At 62.8% G+C, this 26,604-nt stretch carries 24 protein-coding genes; 17 read left to right on the top strand and 7 right to left on the bottom strand.

Annotated features, from left to right (window positions below; genetic code table 11):
* Positions 1–27: 27 nt before the first annotated feature.
* Together MSKU9_RS10875 and MSKU9_RS10870 are read right to left on the bottom strand one after the other, a co-directional pair.
* Complete coding sequence (locus MSKU9_RS10875) at positions 28–918, bottom strand: MIP/aquaporin family protein (RefSeq protein WP_141261474.1); 891 nt, start codon at positions 916–918, stop codon at positions 28–30.
* A gap of 7 nt (positions 919–925) precedes the next feature.
* The gene (locus tag MSKU9_RS10870) at positions 926–1,252 is read right to left on the bottom strand and encodes a hypothetical protein (protein ID WP_141261473.1); all 327 of its coding nucleotides are present in this window, start codon (positions 1,250–1,252) and stop codon (positions 926–928) included.
* A gap of 9 nt (positions 1,253–1,261) precedes the next feature.
* Here MSKU9_RS10870 and MSKU9_RS10865 point away from each other — a divergent pair, with 9 nt between their 5' ends.
* Positions 1,262–3,055 carry a hypothetical protein gene (locus MSKU9_RS10865; protein WP_141261472.1) on the top strand — a complete coding sequence of 598 codons (1,794 nt, stop codon included), beginning with the start codon at positions 1,262–1,264 and terminating at the stop codon, positions 3,053–3,055.
* Here MSKU9_RS10865 and MSKU9_RS10860 read toward each other — a convergent pair.
* Positions 3,027–3,560, bottom strand: a complete 534-nt coding sequence (locus tag MSKU9_RS10860; protein ID WP_141261494.1) for a hypothetical protein — start codon at positions 3,558–3,560, stop codon at positions 3,027–3,029. The two genes, MSKU9_RS10865 and MSKU9_RS10860, sit on opposite strands and share 29 nt — an antisense overlap.
* Before the next feature lie 292 nt (positions 3,561–3,852).
* Here MSKU9_RS10860 and MSKU9_RS10855 point away from each other — a divergent pair, with 292 nt between their 5' ends.
* Entirely contained in the window at positions 3,853–4,080 is a 228-nt protein-coding gene (locus MSKU9_RS10855) for a DUF3126 family protein (protein WP_010513711.1), read from the top strand.
* Positions 4,081–4,133: 53 nt separating this feature from the next.
* Here MSKU9_RS10855 and MSKU9_RS10850 read toward each other — a convergent pair whose 3' ends face one another.
* Entirely contained in the window at positions 4,134–4,757 is a 624-nt protein-coding gene (locus MSKU9_RS10850) for a DUF2939 domain-containing protein (protein ID WP_141261471.1), read from the bottom strand.
* A gap of 197 nt (positions 4,758–4,954) precedes the next feature.
* On the opposite strand from MSKU9_RS10850, the gene MSKU9_RS10845 reads away from it, so the two are divergent.
* The 4 genes from MSKU9_RS10845 to pyk are packed head-to-tail and all read left to right on the top strand — an operon-like array spanning position 4,955 to position 8,614.
* Complete coding sequence (locus MSKU9_RS10845; RefSeq protein WP_141261470.1) at positions 4,955–5,779, top strand: HesA/MoeB/ThiF family protein; 825 nt, start codon at positions 4,955–4,957, stop codon at positions 5,777–5,779.
* On the top strand, positions 5,776–6,162 hold the full coding sequence (locus MSKU9_RS10840; RefSeq protein ID WP_141261469.1) for a DsrE/DsrF/DrsH-like family protein: 387 nt from the start codon (positions 5,776–5,778) through the stop codon (positions 6,160–6,162). The genes MSKU9_RS10845 and MSKU9_RS10840 overlap by 4 nt, the downstream gene beginning before the upstream one ends.
* Positions 6,163–6,176: 14 nt before the next feature.
* Complete coding sequence (locus MSKU9_RS10835; RefSeq protein WP_141261468.1) at positions 6,177–7,145, top strand: SH3 domain-containing protein; 969 nt, start codon at positions 6,177–6,179, stop codon at positions 7,143–7,145.
* A gap of 29 nt (positions 7,146–7,174) precedes the next feature.
* Positions 7,175–8,614 (top strand): pyruvate kinase, encoded by a 1,440-nt coding sequence (gene pyk / locus MSKU9_RS10830; RefSeq protein ID WP_162853812.1) that lies wholly within the window; start codon positions 7,175–7,177, stop codon positions 8,612–8,614.
* 105 nt (positions 8,615–8,719) lie between these two features.
* On the opposite strand, the gene MSKU9_RS10825 is transcribed toward pyk, so the two are convergent.
* Positions 8,720–9,622, bottom strand: coding sequence for a prephenate dehydrogenase/arogenate dehydrogenase family protein (locus tag MSKU9_RS10825; RefSeq protein WP_141261466.1), 903 nt, complete (start codon positions 9,620–9,622; stop codon positions 8,720–8,722).
* Positions 9,623–9,661: 39 nt separating this feature from the next.
* Complete coding sequence (locus tag MSKU9_RS10820; RefSeq protein WP_141261465.1) at positions 9,662–10,738, bottom strand: lysylphosphatidylglycerol synthase domain-containing protein; 1,077 nt, start codon at positions 10,736–10,738, stop codon at positions 9,662–9,664.
* Between the two features lie 194 nt (positions 10,739–10,932).
* On the opposite strand from MSKU9_RS10820, the gene hpnA reads away from it, so the two are divergent.
* The 9 genes from hpnA (at position 10,933) to MSKU9_RS10775 (ending at position 23,048) form a co-directional block, all read left to right on the top strand.
* Positions 10,933–11,928, top strand: a complete 996-nt coding sequence (gene hpnA / locus MSKU9_RS10815; protein WP_010511505.1) for a hopanoid-associated sugar epimerase — start codon at positions 10,933–10,935, stop codon at positions 11,926–11,928.
* Between the two features lie 10 nt (positions 11,929–11,938).
* Positions 11,939–13,171: a glycosyltransferase gene (locus tag MSKU9_RS10810; RefSeq protein WP_141261464.1), complete on the top strand. Its 1,233-nt coding sequence runs from the start codon at positions 11,939–11,941 to the stop codon at positions 13,169–13,171.
* On the top strand, positions 13,168–14,031 hold the full coding sequence (gene hpnC, locus MSKU9_RS10805) for a squalene synthase HpnC (protein ID WP_141261463.1): 864 nt from the start codon (positions 13,168–13,170) through the stop codon (positions 14,029–14,031). Before MSKU9_RS10810 ends, hpnC begins: the two co-directional genes overlap by 4 nt.
* Positions 14,032–14,114: 83 nt before the next feature.
* Positions 14,115–14,996: a presqualene diphosphate synthase HpnD gene (gene hpnD, locus MSKU9_RS10800; RefSeq protein WP_141261462.1), complete on the top strand. Its 882-nt coding sequence runs from the start codon at positions 14,115–14,117 to the stop codon at positions 14,994–14,996.
* 3 nt (positions 14,997–14,999) lie between these two features.
* A complete protein-coding gene (gene hpnE / locus MSKU9_RS10795; RefSeq protein ID WP_141261461.1) occupies positions 15,000–16,313 on the top strand; it encodes a hydroxysqualene dehydroxylase HpnE in 1,314 nt (437 codons plus the stop codon).
* Positions 16,314–16,365: 52 nt separating this feature from the next.
* Complete coding sequence (gene shc, locus MSKU9_RS10790; protein ID WP_227002466.1) at positions 16,366–18,402, top strand: squalene--hopene cyclase; 2,037 nt, start codon at positions 16,366–16,368, stop codon at positions 18,400–18,402.
* A gap of 19 nt (positions 18,403–18,421) precedes the next feature.
* Positions 18,422–19,102 carry a phosphorylase family protein gene (locus MSKU9_RS10785; protein ID WP_141261459.1) on the top strand — a complete coding sequence of 227 codons (681 nt, stop codon included), beginning with the start codon at positions 18,422–18,424 and terminating at the stop codon, positions 19,100–19,102.
* 322 nt (positions 19,103–19,424) lie between these two features.
* Complete coding sequence (locus tag MSKU9_RS10780; RefSeq protein ID WP_141261458.1) at positions 19,425–20,636, top strand: acetate/propionate family kinase; 1,212 nt, start codon at positions 19,425–19,427, stop codon at positions 20,634–20,636.
* A 42-nt stretch (positions 20,637–20,678) separates the two neighbouring features.
* On the top strand, positions 20,679–23,048 hold the full coding sequence (locus MSKU9_RS10775) for a phosphoketolase family protein (protein WP_141261457.1): 2,370 nt from the start codon (positions 20,679–20,681) through the stop codon (positions 23,046–23,048).
* 190 nt (positions 23,049–23,238) lie between these two features.
* Here MSKU9_RS10775 and MSKU9_RS10765 read toward each other — a convergent pair whose 3' ends face one another.
* Complete coding sequence (locus tag MSKU9_RS10765) at positions 23,239–24,294, bottom strand: L,D-transpeptidase (protein ID WP_162515735.1); 1,056 nt, start codon at positions 24,292–24,294, stop codon at positions 23,239–23,241.
* A gap of 217 nt (positions 24,295–24,511) precedes the next feature.
* Here MSKU9_RS10765 and rfbB point away from each other — a divergent pair, with 217 nt between their 5' ends.
* Positions 24,512–25,567, top strand: a complete 1,056-nt coding sequence (rfbB, locus tag MSKU9_RS10760) for a dTDP-glucose 4,6-dehydratase (RefSeq protein WP_141261455.1) — start codon at positions 24,512–24,514, stop codon at positions 25,565–25,567.
* Positions 25,564–26,457, top strand: coding sequence for a glucose-1-phosphate thymidylyltransferase RfbA (rfbA, locus tag MSKU9_RS10755; RefSeq protein ID WP_141261454.1), 894 nt, complete (start codon positions 25,564–25,566; stop codon positions 26,455–26,457). Before rfbB ends, rfbA begins: the two co-directional genes overlap by 4 nt.
* Positions 26,458–26,604: the final 147 nt, after the last annotated feature.

The raw sequence follows: 26,604 nt of genomic DNA, 5'->3' as shown, positions 1-26,604 counted from the left end.
GTATAACCACTATAATTTACCGTGATTTCAGGACTTCTCCCCGGCATGGCGCCCCGGGTGCAGCAGGGAGGGAATGCGGCCATGATGGCCGAAATTGACCAGCCGTGCCTCATCCACCTCGATCCGGCCCAGCAGGCGGGAGCGGATCAGCCATATCGCCAGCGCAGCCCCCATGAACGGCCCCAGCGCATAGATCCAGAACGACTCCCACTGTCCGGCGACCATGGCCGGGCCAAAGCTGCGGGCCAGGTTGGAACTGTTGCCCGACAGCCATGCGGAAACCGGGTTGCAGACAAGGAAGAACAGGCCACCCGCCCATGGCGTCACCCATTTCAGGACGGGATGACCCGCAAGGTAGCACAGCATCAGCACCAGCAGCGCCGTCAGCATCACTTCGGTCACCAGCGGCCACACGATGGCGACGCCTGAAAAGGGTATGGTGGCGGCATAGGCGGAAGCCTGCACCATCTGCCCCCATATGGGCAGCACATGCCCAAGGGCGGCAAGGAGCAGGGTCGCGATCCACGCCCCCGTCATCTGGGCTGCCACATATCCGCACAGGTCCACGATCCCCAATCGTCCCGCAAGGCTGAACGCCAGGGAAACGGAGGGACTGACATGCGCCCCGCTGACCCGTCCGAACGGGGTGAACGCCGCAACCGTGCCCGACAACCCGAAAAACAGGCCACACAACGCCGTCTGTATGATTGGATGGGGGGCAAGCATCCGGCCAATGGCGGTATAGGGTGTGGTCAGGACCGTGACGGATACGATCCCGCAGATCATCAGCGCCACTGTCGCCACCAGTTCGCAACCGTACAGTTTCCAGTGGAAGGGATGATCGGGGTGCGGCGCCCCGGCGAGTGGCCGGTCCTCAATGGGGCGCGAACCGGGCAGCCGGGTGGCGGTCATGACCATTACTCCTTCATTCAGGCATGTAGAGGTCTTGAGTTAAAGGAAGGAATGGTGTGAAATAAACGAAATCATGCGAATATATGCCGTGCATGAGAATAGTTAATGCATAGCAGTTGAACGTTTTTTCTATATAGGGTGTCGATCCATTCTCTATTCCATCCGGCAGGCGGCGGATAAGGAAGGGATCGGTTTTTATCTGTCGTGTCCGTTTGTTACTGTATTCATCATCAGTACATGCAGCGGGTGCGTGCAGGAGTTTTTTATTAACCGCATGTTCAGGGGCAGACGCGCCAGGCTGATGGATTACTGTTGGAAAGTAGATCGTTTTTCCTGTCATCCTGACGGAATGCGGCGGCCGGGCCTGCTGCTGGGCGGGCTGGCGGTCATGCTGGGTGGCATGATCGTATCCAGCAGCGCGCATGCGGATGACATGGCGGAAATCCGTGCCCTTCATGCCGAAATGCGGCGGCTGGAAGCCAAGGTCGAACAACTGGAATCCCGTCATGGCATGACGCATGACAGTCCGCATGTCCTGGCCGGGCGCACGCTGCGTTCGGGCGGCCGTCCGTCGGGTGGAGGGACGTCCGGCAGCAGCACGATGGGGCAGATTACGGCCATGCCCGACCTGTCGCGCCTGACCATTGGTGGTCCGACCCTGTCGGATGACGCGCAGGCCGCGGCAGCGGCTGAAAACACCATGACGGAATCCATCGTCCCCACGCAGCCCAGGCTTGATCTTGATTCTTCCAGCCCGCTGGCCATTACCCAGACGGGCGTGGACAGCCTGCCGCCCATCTTCCGCATTGGCGGGGTGTCGGTGCGGCTGGGTGGTTTCATTGATTTTTCGAACATTTACCGCAGCAAGAACCTGACCAGCGGTCCGGCCACAAGCTGGGGCAGCTTTCCCTACGCCAACAGCCCCAATGCGCATACGGGGGAATACCGCCCCTCCGCGCAGCTGACACGCCTGAGCGTGCTTCTGCAGGGTTCCCCTACCAAGGACGAGACCCTGTCGGGTTATATCGAAACCGATTTCGGCGGTGCCGCCGGCACGGCCAACAGCTACCAGACCAACAGCTACACGCCACGCATCCGTCAGGCGTACATGACCTACAGCAACACGAAATGGGGTTTCCATGTGCTGGCGGGACAGGCATGGAGCCTGACGACCGGCTATACGCAGGGCCTGCTGTCACGTCATGAACAGCTGCCGCCGGTGGTCGATAACAACCAGATACCGGGTATCGTATTCACCCGTGTGCCGCAGATCCGCTTCATCAAGGATTTCGGGCGCAAATGGTGGCTGGGGCTGTCGCTGGAGGCGCCGCAGGTGGCCTATGCCGCCAATGGTGGCAGCCACGCCATGCTGACGGGGTCAAGCGATGATACGATCGCGTCATCCGGCACGACCCTGCTGTACAGCAACGCAGGCTCCGGCATGCTCAACCCCAATGCCAAATACAGTATGGATGTCGCCCCCGACATCGTTCTGAAAGGTGCGCTGGACACCAAGCCCGCCCATTACGAAATCTACGGCCTTGCGCGGTGGTTCAAGGCCATGGCGCAGGCCCCTAATGGTCCCATCCGCGAACGGGTGTCCTTTGCCGGTGGCGTTGGTGGCGATGTGACGGTGCATGTCATCCCTCGTTACCTGCAGTTTACAGGCAACGTGCTGGCGGGTGAGGGGATCGGTCGCTATGGACCCGGCATGCTGCCCGATGCCACGTTCAAGGCCAATGGCACGCCCGCGCCAATTCCTGAAATCATCGGCAGCATGGGGCTGATCGGCCATCCGACCCCCAACCTGCTGGTCTATCTGTATGGTGGTGTGGAAAGCGCCGGACGGCGCACCTATACCGCGAATGGCTACCAGTATGGCTATGGGGTAAATGACCTCGCGCTGAGCAGCTGCAATGTGGAACAGATCAGTGGCGGCAGCTGTGATGCGCAGACCCACACCCTGGCCGACCTGACGGTGGGTGGCTGGTGGCATGTGCTGCAGGGTGGTTATGGCGCGGTGATGAGTGGCGTGCAGTACACCTACCTGCGCAAGCTGGCCTACAAGGGTGGGGATGGGGCTTCGCCCACCACCGGGGGCAATACCATTTACGTCACGTTCCGCTATTTGCCCTTCCAGTAGCCGCCGTACTGGCTGATAGCGCCGCAAGGCAGTCATTGACCTGATGGGTGAGGTGAATGTCATGTTCGGCGCTGATGGCGCGCATGCTGTCATGTGCCCAGCGTGCGGGCATGCCATGGGACGTGCACAGCGCTCCTGCCCCCAGCAGTGGCCCGTTTCCGGGGTCCAGCACCGACAGGACGGCATGCGGATTACGTGGCAGCGCCTGCCGCAGGGCGGTGCGCAGCTGACGGGCCGTCGCGTCATCCGTATGGGCGATCAGGTCGGGCACCAGTTCGATCCATCCATCCCATCCGGCCGCCACGGCCCGGCGCAGGCGGGGCCATGCCCGGTGCGTGTCCAGTGTCCTGACCGTGGCTTCCGCGCCATCTTCATGGATCTGGCGTGACAGGGTGCGCGCGTTCAGGTCCATGCCGGTCTCGGTTGCGGCGGGGCCGGACTGCGGCAGGCTGGCTGCAAGCGCTGTCAGCCCGATGGGGGGAGCAAGCAGGGCCACAAGCAGCATCAGCCGGGGAAAAGATCGTAGGCACATGGTCTTTGTTCTCCCTTCTTACTGGTGTTGCGCTATGGTCAGGGAACAGGGGAATCGTGGCGGTGACGCGGCGATGACGGGGAAAATCATGGGCATGCGGTTGCAGGGGCGAACACATGTGCCTATAGCCTGCGGCGATGCCCGCACATGTTACGGGGCAGCCGCGCGATCCTGACCGGACCTGCCACGCGCGTTGACCACCGGACCATAACCGGTCCTGATCCTATTTCTGGCGGGTCCTGCCATTTTGGAGAACATACGTTTCATGGCTGCCATGTCCTCTTCCGAAATTTCGCGTCTTCAGGTCTGCCTGCGTCGTCTGCTGGGTTCACCGGGCCTGACGGTCAATGCACCGCCGCGTGCCGGTCTGTCTGTTGAACTGGCGGTAAATGGTGAAGTGGTGGGTACGGTCCACCGTGACGAGGACGAAGGCGAGGTGTCCTATGCCGTCCACATGACCGTGCTGGAAGAAGACCTGCCCGCCCCGAAGTAATTCCCCTTGCCCCCCACATGGCGGGCGGGAACGCCCGTCATGTGGGGGGTGCGTCAGGGCTGGGTGACGGGCTGGGGTACCGGCCCGGCCGAGGCCTCGACCAGTGGCGCGTGCCGGGGTGCCGGCAGGTCTATGTGATGGATCTTCCACTGGAAGGCATGAATGCGCATCTGCAGGCGCAGTGGCGTTTCATTTTCATGACCGGGCATGAGGACGCTTGCCTCGAACACGCCCGGATGGGTGAAATGCATATGCACATGCCGCATCAGACCAAACAGCGTCTGCGGCGCATTGGGCTGTTCCTGTGGCATCAGGTGGTCCACCAGCATGCCCAGCCTGTCGGGGCGCACTTCCTCATCAATGGCGTTCGATACGGCGGAGGACGCGAAGGATGCGCCGAATTCCGGCAATTCGTCATCCGCATGCGGGGGACCAAGCAGGGAATCGACCGCCTGCGTCTTCAGCCCGGCGCGCACCGATTCCCATTTCATGCAGGTGTTCAGGCTGCCCATGTCATGCGTGCGGATGGCCGAGGTAATGGACCACAGTGTGAAAAATGGGGATGCGGCGTATAGCGAGGTCGCGGCCGCCAGCGTGCCCGCGCATACCCACCGCGCCTGCTGGCGGCGCAGGCTGGACATGCTGCCGGGAATTTCCATGCGGGAAAGATAAGACATTGATTTATACTCTCCCCAGATGGTTTCACGGCTCTTCTAGACTATACTGGAAACATATCCGGCATGCATTGGTTTCATGATTGGCTGAAGAAATTATCACGTAATCGTGATCGTGTGTCTTTCGCTTCCGGCTGCATCACGCAACAGGCGCGGTGTATCCGCCATGGATGTGTGACAGGTCGGGGCAGGAGGCAGGGATGAATTTTTCCGAGGACGAGATCCGGCGCTATGCACGCCACATCCTGCTGCCCGAAGTTGGTGGAACGGGACAGGACGCCTTGAAAAAGGCCAGCGTCCTGATCATTGGCGCGGGCGGGCTGGGCTCGCCCGTCGCCCTCTACCTTGCTGCGGCGGGGGTAGGACGGATCGGTCTGGTTGATGATGATGTGGTCGAACTGTCCAACCTGCAGCGTCAGATCGCCCATGTGACCGACCGGATCGGTCAGCCGAAAGTCGAGTCGGCTGCACGGGCCATGCATGCGATCAATCCGGGAACACGGGTCGATTGTCATAACGTCCGCCTGACCGCCGACAACGCGCGTGCCCTGGTGCGTGACTATGATCTTGTATGTGATGGCTGCGACAATTTCGCCACCCGCTATCTGGTGGCCGATGCCTGTGCGCTGGAGGGACGGACCCTGATTTCCGCCGCCGTGCTGCGATTCGAGGGGCAGTTGTCCACCTTCCGCCCCGGTGGCCCGTGCTATCGCTGCCTCTATCCCGAAGCTCCGCCTGCGGGGACGGTGCCATCCTGCGCGGAAGCAGGCGTGTTCGGCGCGGTGACGGGTGTGATGGGCACCTTGCAGGCGACCGAGGCGCTGAAGGAAATCCTGTGCATAGGCGAAAGCCTTGCCGGGCGGCTGCTGGTATGGGACGCGCTGGCCATGCGCTTCCATACCATTACCCTGCCCGCTGATCCCGACTGCGCGCTATGTGGCGCGCATCCCACCATCCATGACCTGTCCGCGCACCGGGACGCGGCCCCCGTGGCCTGCGGGGTATCCGAAGGGGTCGCATCATGATGGGGGACGACGGCGCGCTGGCCATCCTGTTATATGATGGCGCGTATGCCCGTGCGCATTATGCCTTCGTGCTGGCGGCAGGCGCACTGGCCATTGGCCGTCCCGTCATCATGTTTGCGGCGGGACGTGGGGTGCATGCGCTGGCGCGTGACTGGAACGGGCTGCATGATGCGGGTGACGATGCATTGGTGCGTGCGAAAGGGGTCGCGGGCATGGATACGTTGCGCGATGCGGCGGTTGAACTGGATGCGAAACTTATGGCCTGTGAAGCGGCGCTGAAACTGTGCGATCTTCCGGTGGACCGTCTGCTGCCTGGCGTACAGGTGGCGGGTGTACCCACTTTTCTTGAAGCCGCCCGGGGGCGGCAGATCATAACCCTGTAAGGACAGAGAACACGATGGCGCAGTGCGTGCGGCATGAATTCCTTGCGCGACCGGCCCGTGTGCCGTTCCGTGCCCCAGTGCGGTGGGGGGCTCTGGCAGCCTGTGCGGCAGTGCTGTTCATGGGTGGGGGGCATATTGATGGTGCCGCCGCACAGGCTACGGCGCATCATCACGCCCATCATGCCAAGGCGGCGGCAGGTGCGGCGGTCCAGGCCAAATCCGCCCATGCGGGCAAGGAAAAGAAAGCCCACGCGGCAGGGACGCATCATCACCACCATGCCGCAGCGGCTGCCGGTGCCGCCGTGACGACCGGGGCCGTGGGGGCTGCCGCCGTTGCCGGTAGCGCCCCGCCGCCCGCCGCGCATGCGGCGGCCCCGGTGCCGGATGCGCCTGCCGCGCTGGCCCCGGTGGACAATACGAAGGGCAGTGTGACCGGCCTGCCGCTGCCACGTTTTGCGGCCTTCCGCGCGGATGAAGTCAATCTGCGTACCGGGCCGGGGCAGCGCTATCCCATCGACTGGGTGTACCATCGCCGCGGCCTGCCGGTTAAGATCGAGCGCGAATTCGATGTCTGGCGTCTGGTGGAAGATTCGGATGGCCAGAAGGGCTGGGTCCATCAGGCAACCCTGGTGGGAACCCGCACGTTTGTCATTCCGGGACTGCCGCCACAGGGTGATGCCCAGCAGGCGGGACAGCCAACCGCAAAGGAAACTGACGTGATTGGCCGGGCGGATACCCGTATTGTCGGCCATGTGGCGGATGTGGCTGATGCAGCGGATATCAGGGGGGCTGTCATGCTGCGTTCGGACGCCAGCACGACATCACCCGTCGTGGCCGTACTGCGCCCCGGCGTGGTGGGTACGCTACGGCAGTGCCAGGCGGGCACGTCGTGGTGCAAGGTATCGGTCAAGCAGTACAGCGGATGGCTGGAACGCAGCGCGATGTGGGGGCTGTTACCGCAGGAGGTCATATCCCCCTCCTGATGACTGACGGAAACAGGCTGGAGAAGAAAATGCCGGATACACCATACCGTGCCATGCGCCGGACCAAGATTGTCTCGACACTGGGTCCGGCTACGACAGACCACGCGACCATTCGGGCGCTGGCCGTGGCGGGAGTGGATGTGTTCCGGCTTAATTTTTCCCATGGCACCCATGCCGATCATGCCGCCCGTCATGCCGTGATCCGTAATGTGGAAGCCGAGCTGGGGCGTCCCATTGGCATACTGGCCGATGTGCAGGGGCCAAAGCTGCGCGTGGGCAATTTTGCCAATGGCAGGGTGCAGCTTAGCACGGGTGCGCGCTTCCGGCTGGATCTTGACCCCACACCGGGGAACGAAACACGGGTCAGCCTGCCGCACCCTGAAATCATTGCCGCCGCCGCCGTGGACAGCACCCTATTGCTGGATGACGGCAGGCTGGCCCTGCGGGTATGCGAACGCGGCGATGACTTCCTTGTCACCGAGGTGGTGCTTGGCGGCCCGCTATCGGATCACAAGGGGGTCAATGTGCCTGATGTAGTCCTGCCAATTCCTGCGCTGACGGACAAGGACCGGGCAGACATGGCCTTCGCGCTGGGCCTTGGCATCGAATATGTCGGGCTGTCCTTCGTGCAGCGCCCCGAGGACGTGCGCGAGGCCCGGAAACTGGCTGCCGGCCAGGCCTGGATCATGACCAAGCTGGAAAAGCCGCAGGCGATGGACAACCTGCACGAAATCGTCGCCCTGTCGGACGCGGTCATGGTCGCCCGTGGTGACCTGGGTGTGGAACTGCCGCCTGAACGTGTGCCGCTGGCGCAGAAACGCATCATCCGCATTGCCCGGCAGCTTGGCCGCCCGGTTGTGGTGGCGACCCAGATGCTGGAAAGCATGGTCCATGCCCCTACGCCGACCCGGGCCGAGGCATCGGACGTGGCGACGGCGGTGTTTGACGGGGCGGATGCCGTCATGCTGTCGGCCGAAACGGCGGTGGGGTCATACCCGCGTGAAACCGTCGCAATCATGGACCGGATCGTGCGGCGGGTGGAAGAAGACGAGGTCTGGCGCCGCCAGATGGAAACATCCAGCCCGGAACCCGAACATGACGTAACTGGCGCCATCGCCGCCGCCGCGCGCCAGATTTCAGCCACCCTTGATGCCGCAGCCGTCGTGGCCTTCACCCTGTCGGGGCGCACCGCGCTGCGTATCGCGCGCGAACGGCCCAACTGCACCATCCTTGGCCTGACCCCGACCGATGACATTGCCCGCAGGCTGGCGGTGGCATGGGGGGTGCAGGCGGTATCCGTGGGGCAGGAAACGCCGGTCCATAATATCGAAAGCGTGGTGGATCAGGCGCTGACGGTTACCAGGGGGGATGGTTATGGCGCGGTGGGGGACGCTGTGGTGATCGTCGCCGGCCTGCCGTTCGGGGTGGCGGGCAGCACCAATACGCTGCGGATCGCCACGATTACCTGATCAGATATTATCGGAAGTTTTTTGGGCGCCGCCTTTTTTCAAAAAAAGCGGCGTTTCCCGAAGCTTGTATTCTTATAGGTAACATACTTAAAATAAATGATTTATTCAGGCCTGACGGTTTTCGATCAGGCTGCGCCGGATAGCGCGGCCACGCTGGATGCGGCTTACGATCACGTCCTCATTCCCTGTGCGGATGGCATTCCCCATCTCCTGCGCATCCGCGATGAAGCGGTCGAGCATATCCAGCAGCGCCTCGCGGTTGTTCAGGAAAATGTCGCGCCACATGGTCGGGTCGGACGCCGCGATACGCGTGAAGTCGCGAAAGCCGGACGCCGCGAAATCCAGCACTTCCGACCGGGTTTCATCTGCCAGGTCATCCGCCGTACCACATATGGTGAAGGCCAGCAGGTGCGGCAGGTGGCTGACAATGGCGCAGACACGGTCATGATGGTCAACGCTCATGCAGCGCACGCGGGCCCCCATCATTTTCCATAACGCCGTGATGCGGGTGATGGCCGGTTCCGGTGTGTGTTCGGGCGGGGTCAGCAGGCACCACCGGTCCTCGAACAGGGTGGCGAAACCGGCGTCCGGACCTGAAAACTCGGTGCCCGCCATGGGGTGCGCGGGCACGAAGGCAATATCGGGATACCGGGCCAGAAGCGGCTGCATGGCCTCCATGACCGTGACCTTGACCGACCCCACCTCGCTCAGGATCGCGCCCTTCTTCATGACCGGCATGACCTGGGCTGCAACCATGGCGATCGCGCCCACCGGCACGCATATGATCACGCAGTCCGCATCCCGCGCGGCCGTGGCCGGGTCGGTCTCTACAACATCGGCAATACCCAGTTCAGCCACGCGGGCACGGACTTCGGGGCTTATGTCACAGGCTACCAGCCTGCGCGCGATGCGTCGGTCATCCATCCCCCGGCGCAGGATGGATGACCCGATCAGGCCGGGGCCGATAATGACCAGCGTATCGAACAGGGGTACGGTTTGGTCGGTCATGCGGGGTCTGTCTGGCTGAAGGTTGACAGGCACGCGGGATCAATCCCGCGTGATATCCGTGGGCGGGGCGGAATCGTGGATGGATACGGGGGCGGTCGCCGGTGCCGCGCCCCCCTGTGCGGAGCGGCGGCGCAGGGCGCGCATTTCCATCGCCTGCCACAGCAGCAGCATGGGAATGCCGATCACCAGTTCACGCCCGCGCCGTAGCAGCGACAGCCCCAGCGATACGGAAGGGGCAATGCCAAAGGCCGAGCCGAGGGCCATGTAGGCGGCTTCCTGCACCCCAAGCCCGGCAGGCACCAGGAACGAGACGGACATGATGCCGCAGGCCACGCCCTCGATCGCGATGGCGCCGCTGAAGCCAAGATGAGCGCCAAGGAAGTAATAAGCCACCCAGATCGTGGCTGCACTGCCCAGCCAGCCCACGTAATGAAGCAGCGCGCCCTGCACGATGCGGCTGGGGTGGGACCAGATGGCGTCAAAACGTTCCTGTATGCTGTCAGCGCTGCTCAGCATCGCGTCCTGCCACTGGGCGGCCATGTTGTGGCCCAGCATCCTGCCCGCGCGCTTGAGCAGGTCACCACCCCGGCGCTGGGTATAGATGAAGCCCGCGATGCCCATGCTCAGTAGTACAAGGCCGATCATGACCGGGCGGGCGAAGGGGCTGGACTGCTGGTGGGCCACCAGGCACACCACGGCAGTCAGGATGAACAGGATCTGGCCCATGACCTCGGTGGTGATGTCCACCAGATTGGCGCAGGCGGCCTCGCTCCCATCCACATGGCGGCCCTTCGCCCCGGCGAACAGGTCGCTCGAACACGTGGCCCGGATACCCAGCACCATCCCGCCCAGCTGCGAAAACGGCAGACAGGATGCGGCGGCGTCACGGATCATGCGCGAAACCAGCAGCTGCACGAACGGAATGTCCCGGCAAGCTGCGTGCCACGCAAGACCCAGTATTGCATCAACTGCAAGCTGGGCCATGACGGTCGCCATGAAGCCGATGAACCCGATGGAGACGATGGCCTTCATGACCGAACCCGCGCCAAGCCACGCGGTGCAGCCTGTAAGCAGGGCCAGGCCAAGGATGGCCAGCAGGATGGTGAGCTTTCTCAAAAAAGATCCGTCTTGGTCTGTTGGCGTGGGAACACCGGGTAAAATTCGTGCCGCACGGGCCGGTTGTGCCTGACTTACACTACAGCAGGGTCTGGCGCCACCGGGAGGTGTCGGGATAAATGGAACGCCCGCTGGTTGCGAGTCCGTAATCGCAATCGTGAATTCTGTCCCCTGACGGAGCGATCGTTCAGACCATGACTGCCCCAACCCTTGTAACCGGTGCGACCGGTTTTGTCGGCTCCGCCGTTGCCCGTAATCTGGTGGAGCGTGGCCATACACTCCGGCTCATGGTGCGCAAGGGAAGCGACCTGACCAACCTGCGTGACCTTCCCGCCGAACTGGTGGAAGGGGACCTGTCCACCCCCGACAGCTTCGACGCGGCGGTAAAGGGCTGCCGCTACGTGTTCCATGTGGCGGCGGATTACCGGTTGTGGGTTCCCGACCCGGTGCCGATGATGATCGCCAACGTGGAGGGCACGCGCGCGCTCATGCTGGCGGCGCAGAAGGCCGGGGTGGAGCGGATCGTGTACTGCTCGTCCGTCGCGGCCCTTGGCCTGATCGGGGACGGCACGATTTCCGATGAGGAAACGCCGGTTCATGAACATGGCGTGATCGGTATCTACAAGCGTTCCAAATATCGTGCCGAGCAGGAAGTCCTGCGTCTGGTGCATGAACGCGCGCTGCCTGCCGTGATCGTGAACCCGTCCACCCCCGTCGGCCCCCGTGACATCAAGCCCACGCCCACGGGGCAGATGATCCTGGACTGCGCGGCAGGCCGCATGCCGGCCTATGTCGATACCGGCGTGAACATCGTGCATGTGGATGACGTGGCCGAAGGACACGCGCTGGCGCTGGAACGCGGGCGGATCGGGGAAAAATACATTCTTGGCGGCCAGAATTACCTGCTGCGCGACCTGTTTGCCATGACGGCGGAAATCGCGGGTGTGGCCCCGCCCCGGATAAGCCTGCCGCAGGCCGTGATCTGGCCGGTGGCCGTAGCCAGCGAATGGCTGTCGCGCGCCTTTGGCATCGCGCCACGGGTCACGACCGAGATGCTGGCCATGTCGCACAAGAAGATGTTCTTCTCTTCTGACAAGGCGATCCGCGAACTGGGCTATGCTCCCCGCCCCGCGCGTGAGGCGGTAAAGGATGCCATCGACTGGTTCCGACAGCATGGGATGCTGGATTGAGGACCCTGTCATGCTGCTGCTTCCCCTATCCATTCTGGTGTTCGTTATCTGGGTCGGGCTGATTTTCTGTCACGGCTGGTTCTGGCAGGCCGGGCCGATTCTTTCCCCCGTGCGCGGCGCGCAGCTTGAACGCGCGGACTGCCCCGAAGTCTGCATCGTGGTGCCCGCGCGGGATGAGGCCCCGTCGGTCAGGCAGTGCATAGGCTCGCTGCTGGCGCAGGATTACCCCGGCCTGCTGCATGTCATTTTAGTGGATGACAACAGCACCGATGGTACGGGCCGGCTGGCGCGATCCGTGCCGGACCCCCGGCGCCGGCTGACGGTGGTCACCGGAAAGGTCCGACCAGCAGGCTGGAGCGGCAAGCTGTGGGCTGTGGCGCAGGGGGTTGCCCGGGCACGCGAGATGGTGCCCGATTCCAGTGGTTTCGTGCTGCTGACCGATGCGGACATTACCCATGACCCGCGCCATGTCTCGACACTGGTGGCCAAGGCGCAGGCAGGGAAGCTGGATCAGGTCTCGGAAATGGTGGAACTGAACTGCGCAAGCCCCGCCGAGCGCATGCTGGTCCCCGCCTTCGTATTCTTTTTCGCGCTGCTCTATCCCTTCGCCAGCGTGAACAACCCGCGCAGCAGGGTGGCAGGTGCCGCGGGCGGCACGGTGCTGGTGCGCTGGAGTGCCCTTGCGCGCATTGGCGGGATCGAAAGCCTGCGCGGCGCGCTGATCGATGATTGCACGCTGGCCGCCCACGTCAAGCACAGTGGCGGCCGGATCTATCTGGGGCATAGCTGTCTTGCGCGTTCCATCCGGCCCTATCCCCACCCGTCGGATATCTGGCGCATGGTGGCGCGCACGGCTTATGTGCAGCTTGGGTATTCGCCGCTCATGCTGGTGGGGACCGTGATCGGCATGGTGCTGGTATGGATCGTGCCGCTGCAGCTTGCGCTGTTCAGCCATGGCCTGCCATGCCTGCTGGGGGCGGGGGCATGGGTCATGTCCATGGCGTCGTACACCCCGACCCTGAGGCGTTTCAACCTGTCACCGTCATGGGCGCTGTTGCTGCCGGTCATTGCCGGGTTCTATACGCTGGCGACGGTCGGTTCGGCGCTGGACCACCATCGGGGCCGGGGTACGGTATGGAAAAACCGCGCCTATACCGAACCCGATGGCGCGATTTCGACACATATGCGCGGTGAGGGCACCGCAGCCGTAATGAACCGCAGCATGGGGGATGATGTAGGGTGAACACTGATGAGCGGAACGTGTGGGGCAGCGAGGATGTCTCGTCGGGCAAGGACGCCGGGGACGAGAACTTTCCCGTAGGCTCCCTGCTGATCAGCCGCAGGCTGCGTCCGCATGTCCATGCGTATTATGATTTTGCCCGCGTGATCGACGACATTGTCGATACCGACCGGCTGGATGCGGATGCCAAGATCACCCGCCTCAACGCCATGGAGGACGTGGTGCTGGGCAAACGCACCGCACCGCAGCGGCCGGATGCGCAGACGGCGGTGCGCGTGGGCCGCACGCTGGCGCAGACTGGGGTGCCTACCGATACCGCCACCGACCTGATCGTGGCCTTCCGGCAGGATGCGGTGAAGAACCGTTACGACACGTGGGAGGAGCTGGAGGAATACTGCCGTTATTCCGCCAATCCCGTCGGGCGTTTCCTGCTGGAACTGCATGGGGAAAGTGCTGGCACCTTTGCCGCGTCCGATGCGCTGTGCACCGCGTTGCAGGTCATCAACCACCTGCAGGACTGTGCCGGTGACCTGCGCGACCTTGACCGCTGCTACCTGCCGCAGCCGTGGCTGGCGCGCGAAGGGGTCACGGTGGATGACCTGCGCCATGGTTATACGCTTCCTGGCATGCGCCGGGTGTTCAATGCGCTGCTGGACCGGGTGGATGAACTCAACCGGCATGCATCGCTTCTGCCCGGTCTGATCCGTGACCGGCGCATGCGTATGGAGGCGGCGGTGATCGTGAACCTGTCGAAGCGTCTGGCACAGCGGCTGCGGGTGGAAGATCCCATCGCGGGCCGGGTCAAGCTGTCGCGCATGGATGTGGCGCGCGCGGTGGCGGGGGCCGTGCGTACGCTGGTCTGAGGGCGCGGGATTTTGTCCTTGGCCGTGATTGCCGCTAAGAACAGGCGGAACTGAAATTCGTAAAGTGAACGGAACACGCGGGAATGGGTTTTTTGCGCGCGCGGCATGAAGAGGCCCCGGTACTGGGCTGCGATCCCGCCGATCTGGCCGAGGTGGAGCAGATCGTGGTGCGGTCGGGCACGTCATTTGGCAAGGGAATGCGTATCCTGCCGCCTGACCGGCGGTATGGCATGTATGCGGTCTATGCCTTCTGCCGCCTTGTCGATGACGTGGCTGATGATGAAGGCGAGCAGGACGACAAGTGCCGCAGGCTGGAAGAATGGCGCGCGCGCATTGCACGGCTGTATGCGGGCGAGGCGCGTGACGGCATCGATCGCGTGCTGCTGGCGACCATCCGCCATTTCGACCTGCGCCAGCAGGATTTCAATGATGTGATCGACGGGATGGAAATGGACGCCCGAGGTCCCATCGTGGCGCCGGATGAGGCGACATTCGACCTGTACTGCGATCGCGTGGCCTCTGCCGTGGGGCGGCTGTCGGTGCGGGTGTTCGGTGATTCTTCGGCCCATGCGGACCAGGTGGCCTATCATCTGGGGCGCGCGCTGCAGATCACCAACATCCTGCGTGACGTGGCGGAGGATGCACGGCTGGGCCGGCTGTACCTGCCGCGCGAACTGCTGGAACGCTTTGGCATCCCGCCCGAACCCGATGCCGTGGTGCGCGCCCCCCGGCTGGAACAGGTGGGGCGTATCCTCGCCGGTCGGGCGCATGACCATTTCCGGGCGGCTTCCCGCGCCATGCAGCAGTGTGATCGCACGGCCATGCGGCCCGCACGCGTCATGGGCGTGACCTATGCCGCCATTCTTGCCGTACAGGAACGGCAGGGATGGGGCACGCCGGAAAAGCGTGTCTCCCTGTCCCGCCCGCGCAAGGTGCTGGTCGCGCTGCGCGCACTGGTGGCCTGATCCATGTCGGGACATGTCCATATTGTTGGTGGCGGGCTGGCCGGGCTGTCGGCGGCGGTAGAACTGGCGGGCGGCAGCGAGCGGGTCAGCGTGTACGAGGCCGGTCCCGCCTGTGGCGGTCGGGCACGGTCTTACCTTGACCGGCATCTGGGCTGCCGGATCGATAATGGCAATCATCTGCTGCTGTCGGGTAATCCGGCGGTCTACCGCTATCTTGGCCTGATCGGCGCACAGGATACGCTGGTGGGGCCGGGGCGGCCGGTTTTCCCGTTCGTGGACCTTGCCGACCGGCTGCGCTGGACGCTGGATCTGTCACGGGGGCGGGTGCCGCTGTGGGTGCTGTCGAAGCGCAGGCGCGTGCCGGGCATGCGGCTGGCGGAACTGCGCGGCCTGCTGGCGCTGATGGAGGCGACGCCGGACATGGTGGTGTCGGACTGCCTGCAGCCCGGCAGCCTTGCACGCAGGCTGCTTGAACCCTTTGCCATATCTGTCCTCAATACCATGCCCGATACCGGCAGCGCCGCCCTGCTGGGTGCCGTGGTGAAGGAAAGCCTTGCGCGTGGGGGACGCAACTGCCTGCCCCGTTTCCCGGCAGTCGGCCTGTCTGAAAGCTTCGTGGATCCCGCACTTGACCATCTTTCGGTGCTGAAGGCTGAAGTGCGGACCGGCAGCCGTGTCAGTGCGGTTGAAATGACTGATGGGAGTGTTACGGCCCTGCGTCTGGGCGAGGAACGTATTGTCATGGGGCCGAATGACACGGTCATCATGGCGGTGCCTGCACCCGTGGCGGCCAGCCTGCTGGCGGCCGACCTGCCGGGATTCAGCGCGCCGGACGAATTCGAAGCCATCCTGAACGTGCATTTCCTGCTGTCTCAGGTCCCGGTGCTGACCGGCGGGCTGGCGCAGGCCCGCTTTATCGGGGTTGTGGGTGGTATCAGCGAATGGGTGTTTGCCAAGGACCAAATCCTGTCGGTCACGGTCAGTGCCGCCAATCGCTATGCCACGCGTGATCTTGATGAACTGGCGGCCATCATCTGGAACGAAGTCCGTGCCGCGATTGATCCGGCCGCGACGGCGCCCCTGCCGGTCGCCATGCCGCCGCTGCGTATCGTGCGTGAAAAGCGCGCGACCTTTGCCGCGACCGTGCAGCAGGACCGCCTGCGGCCCGGCACGCGGACCATGGCGCCCAACCTGCTGCTGGCTGGTGACTGGACGGCAACGGGATTGCCCGCCACAATCGAGGGCGCGATCAGGTCAGGCCATGCTGCGGCACAGGCTGTCCATGCCCGCCGGGGTACGTCCGGCCGACCGAAATGATGATGTACGGATCTGCAACAGGTCCCCGTGACCGCACGGGAAACATGGAATAATGGCAAAGAGAACCGAGACCGCGACCGCGACCGTTACCCGTCCCCGCAGGACGACCACAGCCACCCGCAGGGCAGCCACGCCCAAGGTGGCGCTGGATGCTCCGCTGGACCCCGCCGAACTGGATCAGGCCGTGACCCGTGGGCATACCGCACTGGGCAGGCGGCAGGTGGATGACGGGCATTGGGTCTTTGACCTTGAGGCCGATGCCACCATTCCGGCGGAATACGTGCTGCTGGAACATTATCTGGACCGGATCGACCCGGACCTGGAACAGCGGATCGGGGTGTACCTGAGGCGTATCCAGGGCACGCATGGCGGGTGGCCGCTGTATCAGGATGGCACGTTCGACCTGTCGGCTTCGGTCAAGGCGTATTTTGCCCTCAAGGCGATTGGCGACAGCGTGCATGCGCCACACATGGTGCGCGCGCGTCAGGCCATCCTTGACCATGGCGGGGCGGAACGGACCAATGTGTTCACCCGCATCCAGCTTGCCCTGTTTGGCGACGTGCCGTGGGACGCGGCCCCCGCCATGCCGGTCGAGATCATGCTGCTGCCGCGCCGGGCGCTGTTCTCGGTGTGGAACATGTCATACTGGTCTCGTACCGTGATCGCACCACTGCTGGTGCTGGCGGCCCTGCGCCCCACCGCGATCAATCCGCGCCGGGTGCATGTGCCCGAACTGTTCGTGACATCGCCCGGAAAGGTACGCGACTGGATTCGCGGGCCATACCGCTCTGTCTGGGGGCATGTGTTCCGGTATGCGGATGCGGTGCTGCGTCCCGCTGAACGGCTGATCCCCGAAAAGACGCGTCGCAGGGCCATAAAGGCGGCGGTCGATTTCATCGAACCCCGCCTGAACGGGTTGGACGGGCTTGGGGCCATCTATCCCGCCATGGCCAACACGGTCATGATGTTCCGCGCGCTGGGCATATCCGATGAAGACCCGCGCGCGAAGACCGCGTGGGAAGCGGTCAGGCGCCTGCTGGTCAGTCAGGGCAGGGAAACCTACTGCCAGCCCTGCGTCTCCCCCATATGGGATACCGGCCTTGCCGGTCATGCCATGATCGAAGCCGCATCCGGCCCCAGTGGAATCGCACCGGAGGAGACGAAGCAGAAGCTGGCCATGGCCGCCAAATGGCTGCGTGAACGCCAGATCCTGAACGTCAGGGGCGACTGGGCCATCAACCGTCCCGATGTCCGGCCCGGCGGGTGGGCATTCCAGTATGCCAATGACTATTACCCCGATGTGGATGACACCGCCGTTGTCGGCATGCTGCTGCATCGCGATGGCGATCCCGCCAATGCGGAGGCGATTGCGCGCGCGCGGGAATGGATCATCGGCATGCAGAGCGGCAATGGCGGCTGGGGGGCGTTCGATGTTGATAACAACTTCGACGTGCTCAATCATATTCCCTTTGCCGACCATGGCGCACTGCTTGATCCGCCTACGGCGGATGTGACGGCGCGCTGCATTTCCTTCCTCGCGCAACTGCGTCAGGTCGAAGATCACGCCGCGATCGAACGCGGTATCGCCTATCTGCGCAGGGAGCAGGAAAAGGACGGGTCATGGTTCGGGCGCTGGGGCACCAACTACATCTATGGCACGTGGTCCGTGCTGTGCGCGCTCAATGCCGCCGGGATGCCGCATGATGACCCCATGATCATCCGCGCGACCGACTGGCTGCGCCGCCACCAGCGTGCCGATGGCGGCTGGGGCGAAGGCTGCGACAGTTACGAAGGCGGGATGCATGGCGACTATAAACAGAGCCTGCCGTCACAGACTGCATGGGCCGTTCTGGGCCTGCTGGCGGCGGGTCAGCGTGATGATCCGGCCGTAGCGCGCGGCATTGCCTGGCTGGGCCGCATGCAGGGCAAAAAGGGTGAATGGAAGGAAGAACCGTATAACGCCGTAGGCTTCCCCAGGGTGTTCTACCTGCGGTACCATGGTTACCGTCAGTTCTTCCCGCTTCTGGCCCTGTCGCGTTACCGCAACATGCAGATTAGCAATTCCGGCCGTGTTGGCTACGGTTTCTGATAACGGGGGAACGTCCACAATGTCCAATCGTGTATCTGCGTTCCCATTTTCCCGGCTGGGTATCGTGGTGGGGATGGAGGCGGAAGCGTCCCTGATCCGTCCCTTCCTGCCGACGGCCCGTTTCGGGTTGAGCGGGGCGACCCTGTCCGGTGCGCGGCAGGCCGTGCTTGACCTGCTGGCAGGCGGGGTGGATGCGCTGCTGTCCTTCGGGCTGGCGGCGGGGTTGGACCCGGCGCTGCAGCCCGGGGCGGTAGTCATGCCGCGTCATGTCGTGGTCAATGGGGAACGTCTGGCCGCAGCCCCCGCCCTGCTGGACTGGCTGGGCGCGGACCGGGCGGATGTCATTGATGGCGACCTGCTGCATAGCGATGTGATCGTCACCGCGGCGGCCCGCAAGATGGCGCTGTTCAGACAGACGGGCTGCGTTGCGCTGGATATGGAAAGTGGCGTGGTGGCTGAAATGGCTGCTGCCCGGCAGGTACCCTTTGCGGGCATGCGCGTCGTGTGCGATCCGGCGGACCGGACCCTGCCGCCTGCTGCGGTCGTGGCGCTGCGGCCCGATGGCAGTCTTGCGGTGGGGGCGCTTGCGCGCAGCATTGTCTGCAACCCGTTCCAGATTCCGGCGCTGATCCGGGTGGGGCGTGATGCGGGGCAGGCGCGTGCGGCGGCAAAGGCTGCGCTGGAACGACGTTTTTTCTGATGGATGTCATCGCCATGCGGCGGTGACGCCCATCAGGGTCCGGGCGTTCGACACGCGGATGTGATATGCGTTGACGTGACGAAAGGCCGCGCCAGTTTGATGCAGGGTGTGGAGTATTCAGAATAACACACTGATTTAAAATAAACTTTTTTGGAAGCGCGGCGATAGGGTCCTGTCTGGCATGGACATGGCATGCAGGTCATTGCCTGTTATTGCGCGTCCTTGATGCTATCTGTGATGCAACCAATTGATTCGCATCAATGTCAGGCACGGCAGATCAGCGTGACATACTGCCGGTTGTAAAAAACAGGGGGAGACAGGCATGACACGCGCTGTGCTGGCACTGAACGCAGGATCATCCAGCCTGAAGTTCGCCCTGTTTGCCATTGAACCGGGGGAAACCGCTGCGTCCCCCAGCCATCGCATCGCATCGGGGGAGCTGGAGGGAATCGGCATCCATCCCCATTTCGTCGCCCATGATGCATCGGGGCGCGTGCTGGTTGATGAAAAATGGACCCCCGTGGCGGATGGCGCGGGTGATACGGCGCATCACGGTCCCATGGCGACCCTTATGGAATGGGTTGGCAAGCAGTTGGGCAGCGTGGATCTTATGGCGGTTGGTCACCGTGTGGTGCATGGCGGGCCGGAATTCATTGCCCCCGTGCGGGTGACGCCCGATGTGCTGGCCCGGCTCGCGGCCCTGACCCCCTTTGCCCCCCTGCACCAGCCCGGCAGCCTTGCCCCCATCCGCGCATTGCTGGCCCAGCATCCCGATCTGCCGCAGGTCGCGTGTTTCGATACCGGTTTCCACCATACCTTGCCACCGGTTGCGCAGGCGCAGGCCCTGCCACGGGAATATGCCGCCCGTGGCGTGCGCCGCTACGGGTTCCATGGGCTGTCGTATGAATACATCGCCTCCGTCCTGCATGATCGCGTGCCACATCTGGCGCAGGGGCGTACCATTGTCGCCCATATCGGCAGCGGGGGCAGCCTGTGTGCCCTGAAAGACGGACGCAGCATTGACACCACAATGGGATTTTCGGTGCTTGATGGTCTGGTGATGGGAACACGGTGCGGGCATCTGGACCCTGGCGTAATCCTGTACATGCTCAAGGAAGAAGGGCTGGGAGCGGCCGAGATCGAGAATATCCTCTATCACCGCTCCGGTCTGCTGGGGGTGTCGGGGGTTTCGGCCGACATGCGCGACCTGCATGCACGTGCGGGGATCAGCCCGGAAGTGACGCAGGCGCTTGACCTGTTCATCTATCGTCTTGCCCAGCAGGCGGGGGCCATGATGGCAGCCCTGCAGGGGCTGGACGGGCTGGTGTTTACTGCCGGTATCGGGGAACATGACGCCCTGATCCGCGCAGCCATCTGCAGGCAGCTGGAATGGGCGGGTGTCCGTCTGGATGCGCAGGCGAATGCCGCGCATCGCGAAATCATAAGCATGCCGGATAGTACCGTGGAGGTGCGTGTCATCCCCACCGATGAGGAAACGACAATCCGTCGGCATGTGCTGATGTGTCTGTCCTGAATGCAGGCCGGATAGGGATAGAATGTCTCGGAAGGAACGGAAATGAGTGAAACTGCATCCGCAACACCGCTGTCTGCAGCGGATGTCGCGCTGTTCAACAGGTGGTGGCATGCAGCAAACTATCTGTCGATTGCCCAGATCTACCTGCTGGCGAACCCGCTGCTGCGTGAACCGCTGAAGCTGGAACACACCAAGCCGCGGCTGCTGGGCCACTGGGGTACCACGCCTGGCCTGAACTTCCTGTACCTGCACCTCAACCGCATCATCCGTGAACAGGACCGCAGCATCCTGTTCGTGGCGGGGCCGGGGCATGGGGCGCCGGGGGTGGTTGCCAGTACCTATCTGGAAGGCACATACAGCGAATATTTCCCGGAAGTGTCGCAGGATGCGGACGGGCTGGCCAAACTGGTCAAGCAGTTCTCCTTTCCCGGCGGCATTCCCAGCCATGCGGCGCCGACCACGCCGGGTTCCATCAACGAAGGTGGTGAACTGGGTTATTCGCTTTCGCATTCCTATGGTGCGGTGTTCGACAACCCTGACCTGGTCGTGGCCTGCGTCGTGGGGGATGGCGAGGCCGAGACCGGCCCGCTGGCGACATCGTGGCACAGCAACAAATTCCTGGATCCGAAAACCGATGGCGCGGTCCTGCCGATCCTGCACCTGAACGGCTACAAGATCGCGAACCCGACCGTGCTTGCCCGTATTTCGCCCGAGGAATTGCTGAGCCTGTTCCGCGGCTACGGCTACGACCCGATCGTGGTGGAAGGGGACGACCCGGACACCATGCACCAGAAAATGGCCGTGGCGATGGATACGGCCTTTGCCGCGATCTCGAAAATCCAGAAGGCTGCGCGCGAGGACAATGACACCACGCGTCCCACGTGGCCGATGATCATCATGCGCACGCCCAAGGGCTGGACCTGTCCCAAGACGGTCGATGGCCTGCGCACGGAAGGCTACTGGCGCGCCCATCAGGTGCCGATTACAGACCTGACCAGGCCCGAACATCTCAAGCTGCTGGATACATGGCTGCACAGCTACAAACCCGAGGAACTGTTTGACGAAAACGGCACCCTGATGCCGGAAATCGCGGCACTCGCGCCGAAGGGCGACCGCCGGATGAGCGCCAATCCGCACGCCAATGGTGGCCTGCTGCGCCGTGACCTGCGCCTGCCGGACGTGACGGAATATGCCGTGCCCGTCTCATCCCCGGGCCATGAACTGGGTGAAGCCACGCGCGTGCTGGGGTCGTGGCTGCGTGATGTGATGAAGGCCAACCTTGCCGCGCGCAATTTCCGTGTGCTGGCCCCGGACGAGAATAATTCCAACCGCCTGAACGCGGTACTGGATGTGACCAACCGGGCATGGAATGCCGAGACGTTCGATTACGATGACCATCTGGCAGTCGATGGCCATGTGATGGAAATCCTGAGCGAGCACACCTGTCAGGGCTGGCTGGAAGGTTACCTGCTGACCGGTCGGCATGGCTTCATGTCGTGCTATGAAGCGTTCATCCACATTGTGGATTCGATGGTCAACCAGCATGCCAAATGGATCAAGCAGGCGGATGAGGTCTCATGGCGCGCGCCGATTGCATCGCTGAACTACCTGCTGACATCGCATGTGTGGCGTCAGGACCATAACGGGTTCAGCCATCAGGATCCCGGCTTCATTGACCATGTGCTGAACAAGAAGGCCAAGACGGTGCGGGTGTACCTGCCGGCTGATGCCAACACCCTGCTGTGCACGGCGAAGACCTGCCTTGAAAGCCGTGACCGTGTGAACGTGATCGTGGCGGGCAAGCAGCCCGAACCGCAGTGGCTGGACATGGAGTCCGCCATCGCACATTGCGCCAAGGGCATCGGCATCTGGGAATGGGCCAGCAATGACAAGGGTGGCGAGCCTGACGTGGTCATGGCCTGCGCCGGTGACGTGCCGACCATGGAAACGCTGGCGGCGGTGCAGTTGCTGAACAGACACCTGCCGGATCTGAAAATCCGCGTCATCAACGTGGTGGACCTGCTGACCCTGGAATCAAGGTCCCAGCATCCGGACGGGCTGGAGGATTATGTATTCGACAGCCTGTTCACCATCGACAAGCCGGTGATCTTCGCATTCCATGGCTATCCCGCGCTGATCCACAAGCTGGTCTACAAGCGGACCAACTGCCGCAACTTCCATGTGCATGGCTATCGGGAGGAAGGGTCCACCACCACGCCGTTCGACATGACGGTGCGCAACCATCTTGACCGCTTCCATCTGGTGCAGAACGTCATCCGTCACGTGCCGGGACTGGCGAGCAAGGCGGCCTACGCCAATCAGGCCATTGCCGACAAACTGGTCGAACATACGCATTACGTGGCCAGGTATGGCAGGGACCTGCCGGAAATCGAGAACTGGCGCTGGTCATAAGACGTCGGAACCCACGGGGGTCATGAAAGGGGGGGGAGCGGTCATGCTTCCCCCCTTTCTTTATGTCGGAATGGAAGCCTGGGTCGTCCGAGACGGCATATGAATGGGGTTCAGAGCGCAATATAATAAACACAAAGTATTAATTAATAAAATATTGTAGGACTGAAATTTTTCATTTGTACAAATGAAATCAGTTGGGCCAGTCGTCAGGAGCAGGAGCAGGAGCAGGAGCAGGAGCAGGAGCAGGAGCAGGAGCAGGAGCAGGAGCAGGAGCAGGAGCAGGAGCAGCCGGTGGTGTTGCGGCGGTGGCAATTGTAGCTGATGCGGATGGACCGGATGCCTGCGCAGGGCCAGCGGGCTGCGGAGTGGTTGCGGCAAGGAATTGCGCGAAGCTGTCCTGCATTTTCTGTGCCATCGTCGGATCGGACAGTTGGGCTCCGGGGTTGGATGAATCCACCACGATGACCCGGTCGCCTTCCAGCGGGGTGGGCATGTGACTGGCCCCCAGCAGTGCGCGTATGGCGCGTGCCTTCTGTGGGTCATTCTGCTGGACGATCAGGTCAAGCTGCCGGTCCAGCAGGCCATGGCGGTCAATGAAACTGTTGACGCGCGCGGGAATGCGGATGCAGCCTTCGGAATCCGCCCGTCCCAGCCGGGATTCAAGAAACGTGGGATCGGTTGCGTGCATTTCCAGCCGGACCACCGCCACGGCGCCACGGCGGCGCCAGTCCTCGGTCGTCTGCCAGCCAAAATCCCATACCCGCATGCCCTTTTCACCGTTGCCACGGATGCCATGCTCGTTTTTCGTGCCCAGGGCGCGATAACCGTAAATCTGCCCGTCATTGAGGAATATGCCTGCAGGCGTGCGGAAATGTTCCTTGCGTCCCGGCAGGCCCGTGCTGACAGCCACCATGCCCAGTGGCGTCAGCCGCTGTGCGGCAGGTGTGGCCAGTACGATCCACATCATCTGGACCATGGGGGCGCGGTCCACGATCAGCATGACCTCCTCATCCTGTGGCCATGCGCTGGCGTGATCCAGCATGTCATGCGCCAGTGCCATGGCGCGCTGGGTCTGTTTCGGGCGGGTCAGGGCGGACTGCGCGCCCAGTTCCTGCTGCATGTCGTGCTGCAGCAGGATCGCGGCATCGGACAGGGGGGTGGCATGGGCCTGTATGGCGGCATCTGTCATGAACACGGTGACCAGGGGCAGGGCGCGTAACCAGATCAGGCGTATGGGAAGCATCATGCAGGCGGCGTACCTCTGTCGGAAAAATACAGGCGTACCCTATATACCGTATTTGGATATGCCTGCGCAGGGTAGCGGCAGTTCGCTCATGGCATATCGCCCCTGCAGATCATACCGGCAACCTGACGGGGCATTAAAGGGAGGGAACGGGCTGGGAGCGTTGGCTGGATATTAACATTTTTCCTGTCTGTTACTCTTTTTGGTGTGACGGATTATCATGCGCATTCTGGTAACCGGCGGGTGTGGATTTATCGGGTCGGCGGTCATACGTCACCTGATCGCACAGACCAGCCACGAGATCCTGAATCTTGACTGCCTGACCTATGCGGCCAGTCCTCATGCGGTGGGTGTTGCGGCAGCCAGTGACCGCTATACGTTCAGGCAGGTCAATATCTGCGAGACTGCGGCCGTGGGGGCTGAGTTGGCGGCCTTCCGTCCCGATGCGGTGATGCATCTGGCGGCCGAAAGCCATGTCGACCGTTCCATCGACCATGCCGGTGCCTTCGTGCAGGCCAACGTGACCGGCACGTTTTCCATGCTGGAGGCGGCGCGCATATACTGGCAGGCGCTGCCTGCGACCCGGCGCGCGGCCTTCCGCTTCCACCATGTCTCGACCGATGAAGTATTCGGGACACTTGGGCCGCATGATCCCCCCTTTACCGAAGCCACGCCCTACGATCCCCGCAGCCCCTATTCCGCCAGCAAGGCCGCATCCGACCATCTGGTGCGGGCATGGTGGCATACCTATGGCCTGCCAACCTTCGTTACGAATACGACCAACAATTACGGGATCTGGCATTTTCCTGAAAAGCTGGTGCCGCTCATGATCATCAATGCGATCGAGGGACGTGAGTTGCCGGTCTATGGCACGGGTAAGAATATCCGCGACTGGCTGTTTGTCAGTGACCATGCCGAAGCCCTGGTCCGTGCAGTGGAACACGGCCAGCCGGGCGAGACATACGCCATTGGCGCCCGGCAGCCGCGTACCAATCTGGAAGTGGTCCATGCCATCTGTGACGTGCTGGACCGGCTGCACCCCGATCCCGCCGGGCCACATGCGCGGCTGATCCGGCACGTGGCCGACAGGCCGGGCCATGATTTCCGTTATGAAATCGATCCCTCCCGTGCCGAACAGGCACTGGGGTGGAAAGCACGACATGATTTTGAAAGTGGCATGGACATGACCGTTCGCTGGTACCTTGAGCATGCACGGTGGTGGCAGGCCATACGGGCACGGCGCTATGCCGGACAACGGCTGGGGCAGATGGCATGACCGGCGCGTCGGGACTGAAGGGGATCGTGCTGGCGGGCGGGTCTGGCACACGGCTGTACCCCATGACACTGGCGGCCAGCAAACAGCTGTTGCCGGTCTATGACAAACCGATGATCTATTACCCGATCTCGACGCTGATGATGGCGGGTATCCGTGACATCATGATCATTGCAACGCCGCAGGACATGCCCCAGTTCCAGCGCCTGCTGGGGGACGGGTCACCGCTGGGCGTGACCTTTACCTACCGTATCCAGCCCGCCCCCGAAGGGATTGCGCAGGCGTTCCAGATCGCGGGTGACTGGCTGGCGGGTGCACCATGTGCGCTGATACTGGGTGATAACCTGATCTTTGCCGACCATCTGCCCGCCATGCTGCGTGCGGCGGCGGGGCGGCCCCATGGCGCCACGATCTTTGCCTATCAGGTACGTGACCCTGAACGTTATGGCGTGGTGACGTTCGATGCAGAGGGGAAGGCGCTGGATATTCTGGAAAAGCCTGAGCATGCGCCGTCAAACTGGGCGGTGACGGGACTGTATTTCTATGACGGGCGTGTTGGCGAACTGGCGGCCGGATTGCAGCCGTCCCCACGGGGCGAACTGGAGATAACCGATCTCAACCGGATATATCTTGAGGAAGGCAGCCTGAATGTCGAACGTCTTGGGCGTGGCTGCGCATGGCTGGATGCCGGCCTGCCCGACAGCCTGATGCTGGCGTCATCATTCGTGCAGACGGTGCAGTCACGACAGGGGATGCTGGTTGGTTCCCCCGAAGAAGCAGCTTTCCGCATGGGTTATATTGACGTAACCCAGCTACGTGCTCTGGCCCGCCGCATGATAAAGACCGAACTGGGGCGTACCCTTATGGCCATTGCCGGGCGGGCATTAGCGTAAGCCGTAAAATCATAAAGAAGTTTTTGATAAAGCTTTTTTCAAAAAGCTTCAGGGAACGTCGTCTTTTTTGGGGGCTGTTGGGAATTGAGTTTTCTAAAGGGCCATGATGTGTTTCAAAGACCATATGGATCGCTTCATACTGACGGA

The organism is Komagataeibacter diospyri, from assembly GCF_006538165.1.
In the GTDB taxonomy this organism is placed as follows: Bacteria; Pseudomonadota; Alphaproteobacteria; order Acetobacterales; family Acetobacteraceae; genus Komagataeibacter; species Komagataeibacter diospyri.
This window is presented reverse-complemented; position numbering and strand designations above follow the sequence as displayed.

Excerpts from the sequence above, each read along its gene's own strand:
- MSKU9_RS10835 (WP_141261468.1), top strand. The coding sequence starts at position 6,177 with ATGGCGCAGTGCGTGCGGCATGAATTCCTTGCGCGACCGGCCCGTGTG.
- pyk (WP_162853812.1), top strand. The coding sequence starts at position 7,175 with ATGCCGGATACACCATACCGTGCCATGCGCCGGACCAAGATTGTCTCG.
- MSKU9_RS10865 (WP_141261472.1), top strand. The coding sequence starts at position 1,262 with ATGCGGCGGCCGGGCCTGCTGCTGGGCGGGCTGGCGGTCATGCTGGGT.
- MSKU9_RS10875 (WP_141261474.1), bottom strand. The coding sequence starts at position 918 with ATGGTCATGACCGCCACCCGGCTGCCCGGTTCGCGCCCCATTGAGGAC.
- MSKU9_RS10825 (WP_141261466.1), bottom strand. The coding sequence starts at position 9,622 with ATGACCGACCAAACCGTACCCCTGTTCGATACGCTGGTCATTATCGGC.
- hpnE (WP_141261461.1), top strand. The coding sequence starts at position 15,000 with ATGTCGGGACATGTCCATATTGTTGGTGGCGGGCTGGCCGGGCTGTCG.
- MSKU9_RS10855 (WP_010513711.1), top strand. The coding sequence starts at position 3,853 with ATGGCTGCCATGTCCTCTTCCGAAATTTCGCGTCTTCAGGTCTGCCTG.
- MSKU9_RS10850 (WP_141261471.1), bottom strand. The coding sequence starts at position 4,757 with ATGTCTTATCTTTCCCGCATGGAAATTCCCGGCAGCATGTCCAGCCTG.
- MSKU9_RS10860 (WP_141261494.1), bottom strand. The coding sequence starts at position 3,560 with ATGCTGCTTGTGGCCCTGCTTGCTCCCCCCATCGGGCTGACAGCGCTT.
- rfbB (WP_141261455.1), top strand. The coding sequence starts at position 24,512 with ATGCGCATTCTGGTAACCGGCGGGTGTGGATTTATCGGGTCGGCGGTC.
- MSKU9_RS10765 (WP_162515735.1), bottom strand. The coding sequence starts at position 24,294 with ATGATGCTTCCCATACGCCTGATCTGGTTACGCGCCCTGCCCCTGGTC.
- MSKU9_RS10775 (WP_141261457.1), top strand. The coding sequence starts at position 20,679 with ATGAGTGAAACTGCATCCGCAACACCGCTGTCTGCAGCGGATGTCGCG.
- MSKU9_RS10845 (WP_141261470.1), top strand. The coding sequence starts at position 4,955 with ATGAATTTTTCCGAGGACGAGATCCGGCGCTATGCACGCCACATCCTG.
- hpnD (WP_141261462.1), top strand. The coding sequence starts at position 14,115 with ATGGGTTTTTTGCGCGCGCGGCATGAAGAGGCCCCGGTACTGGGCTGC.
- shc (WP_227002466.1), top strand. The coding sequence starts at position 16,366 with ATGGCAAAGAGAACCGAGACCGCGACCGCGACCGTTACCCGTCCCCGC.
- hpnA (WP_010511505.1), top strand. The coding sequence starts at position 10,933 with ATGACTGCCCCAACCCTTGTAACCGGTGCGACCGGTTTTGTCGGCTCC.
- MSKU9_RS10810 (WP_141261464.1), top strand. The coding sequence starts at position 11,939 with ATGCTGCTGCTTCCCCTATCCATTCTGGTGTTCGTTATCTGGGTCGGG.
- MSKU9_RS10840 (WP_141261469.1), top strand. The coding sequence starts at position 5,776 with ATGATGGGGGACGACGGCGCGCTGGCCATCCTGTTATATGATGGCGCG.
- MSKU9_RS10870 (WP_141261473.1), bottom strand. The coding sequence starts at position 1,252 with ATGACAGGAAAAACGATCTACTTTCCAACAGTAATCCATCAGCCTGGC.
- MSKU9_RS10785 (WP_141261459.1), top strand. The coding sequence starts at position 18,422 with ATGTCCAATCGTGTATCTGCGTTCCCATTTTCCCGGCTGGGTATCGTG.
- rfbA (WP_141261454.1), top strand. The coding sequence starts at position 25,564 with ATGACCGGCGCGTCGGGACTGAAGGGGATCGTGCTGGCGGGCGGGTCT.
- MSKU9_RS10780 (WP_141261458.1), top strand. The coding sequence starts at position 19,425 with ATGACACGCGCTGTGCTGGCACTGAACGCAGGATCATCCAGCCTGAAG.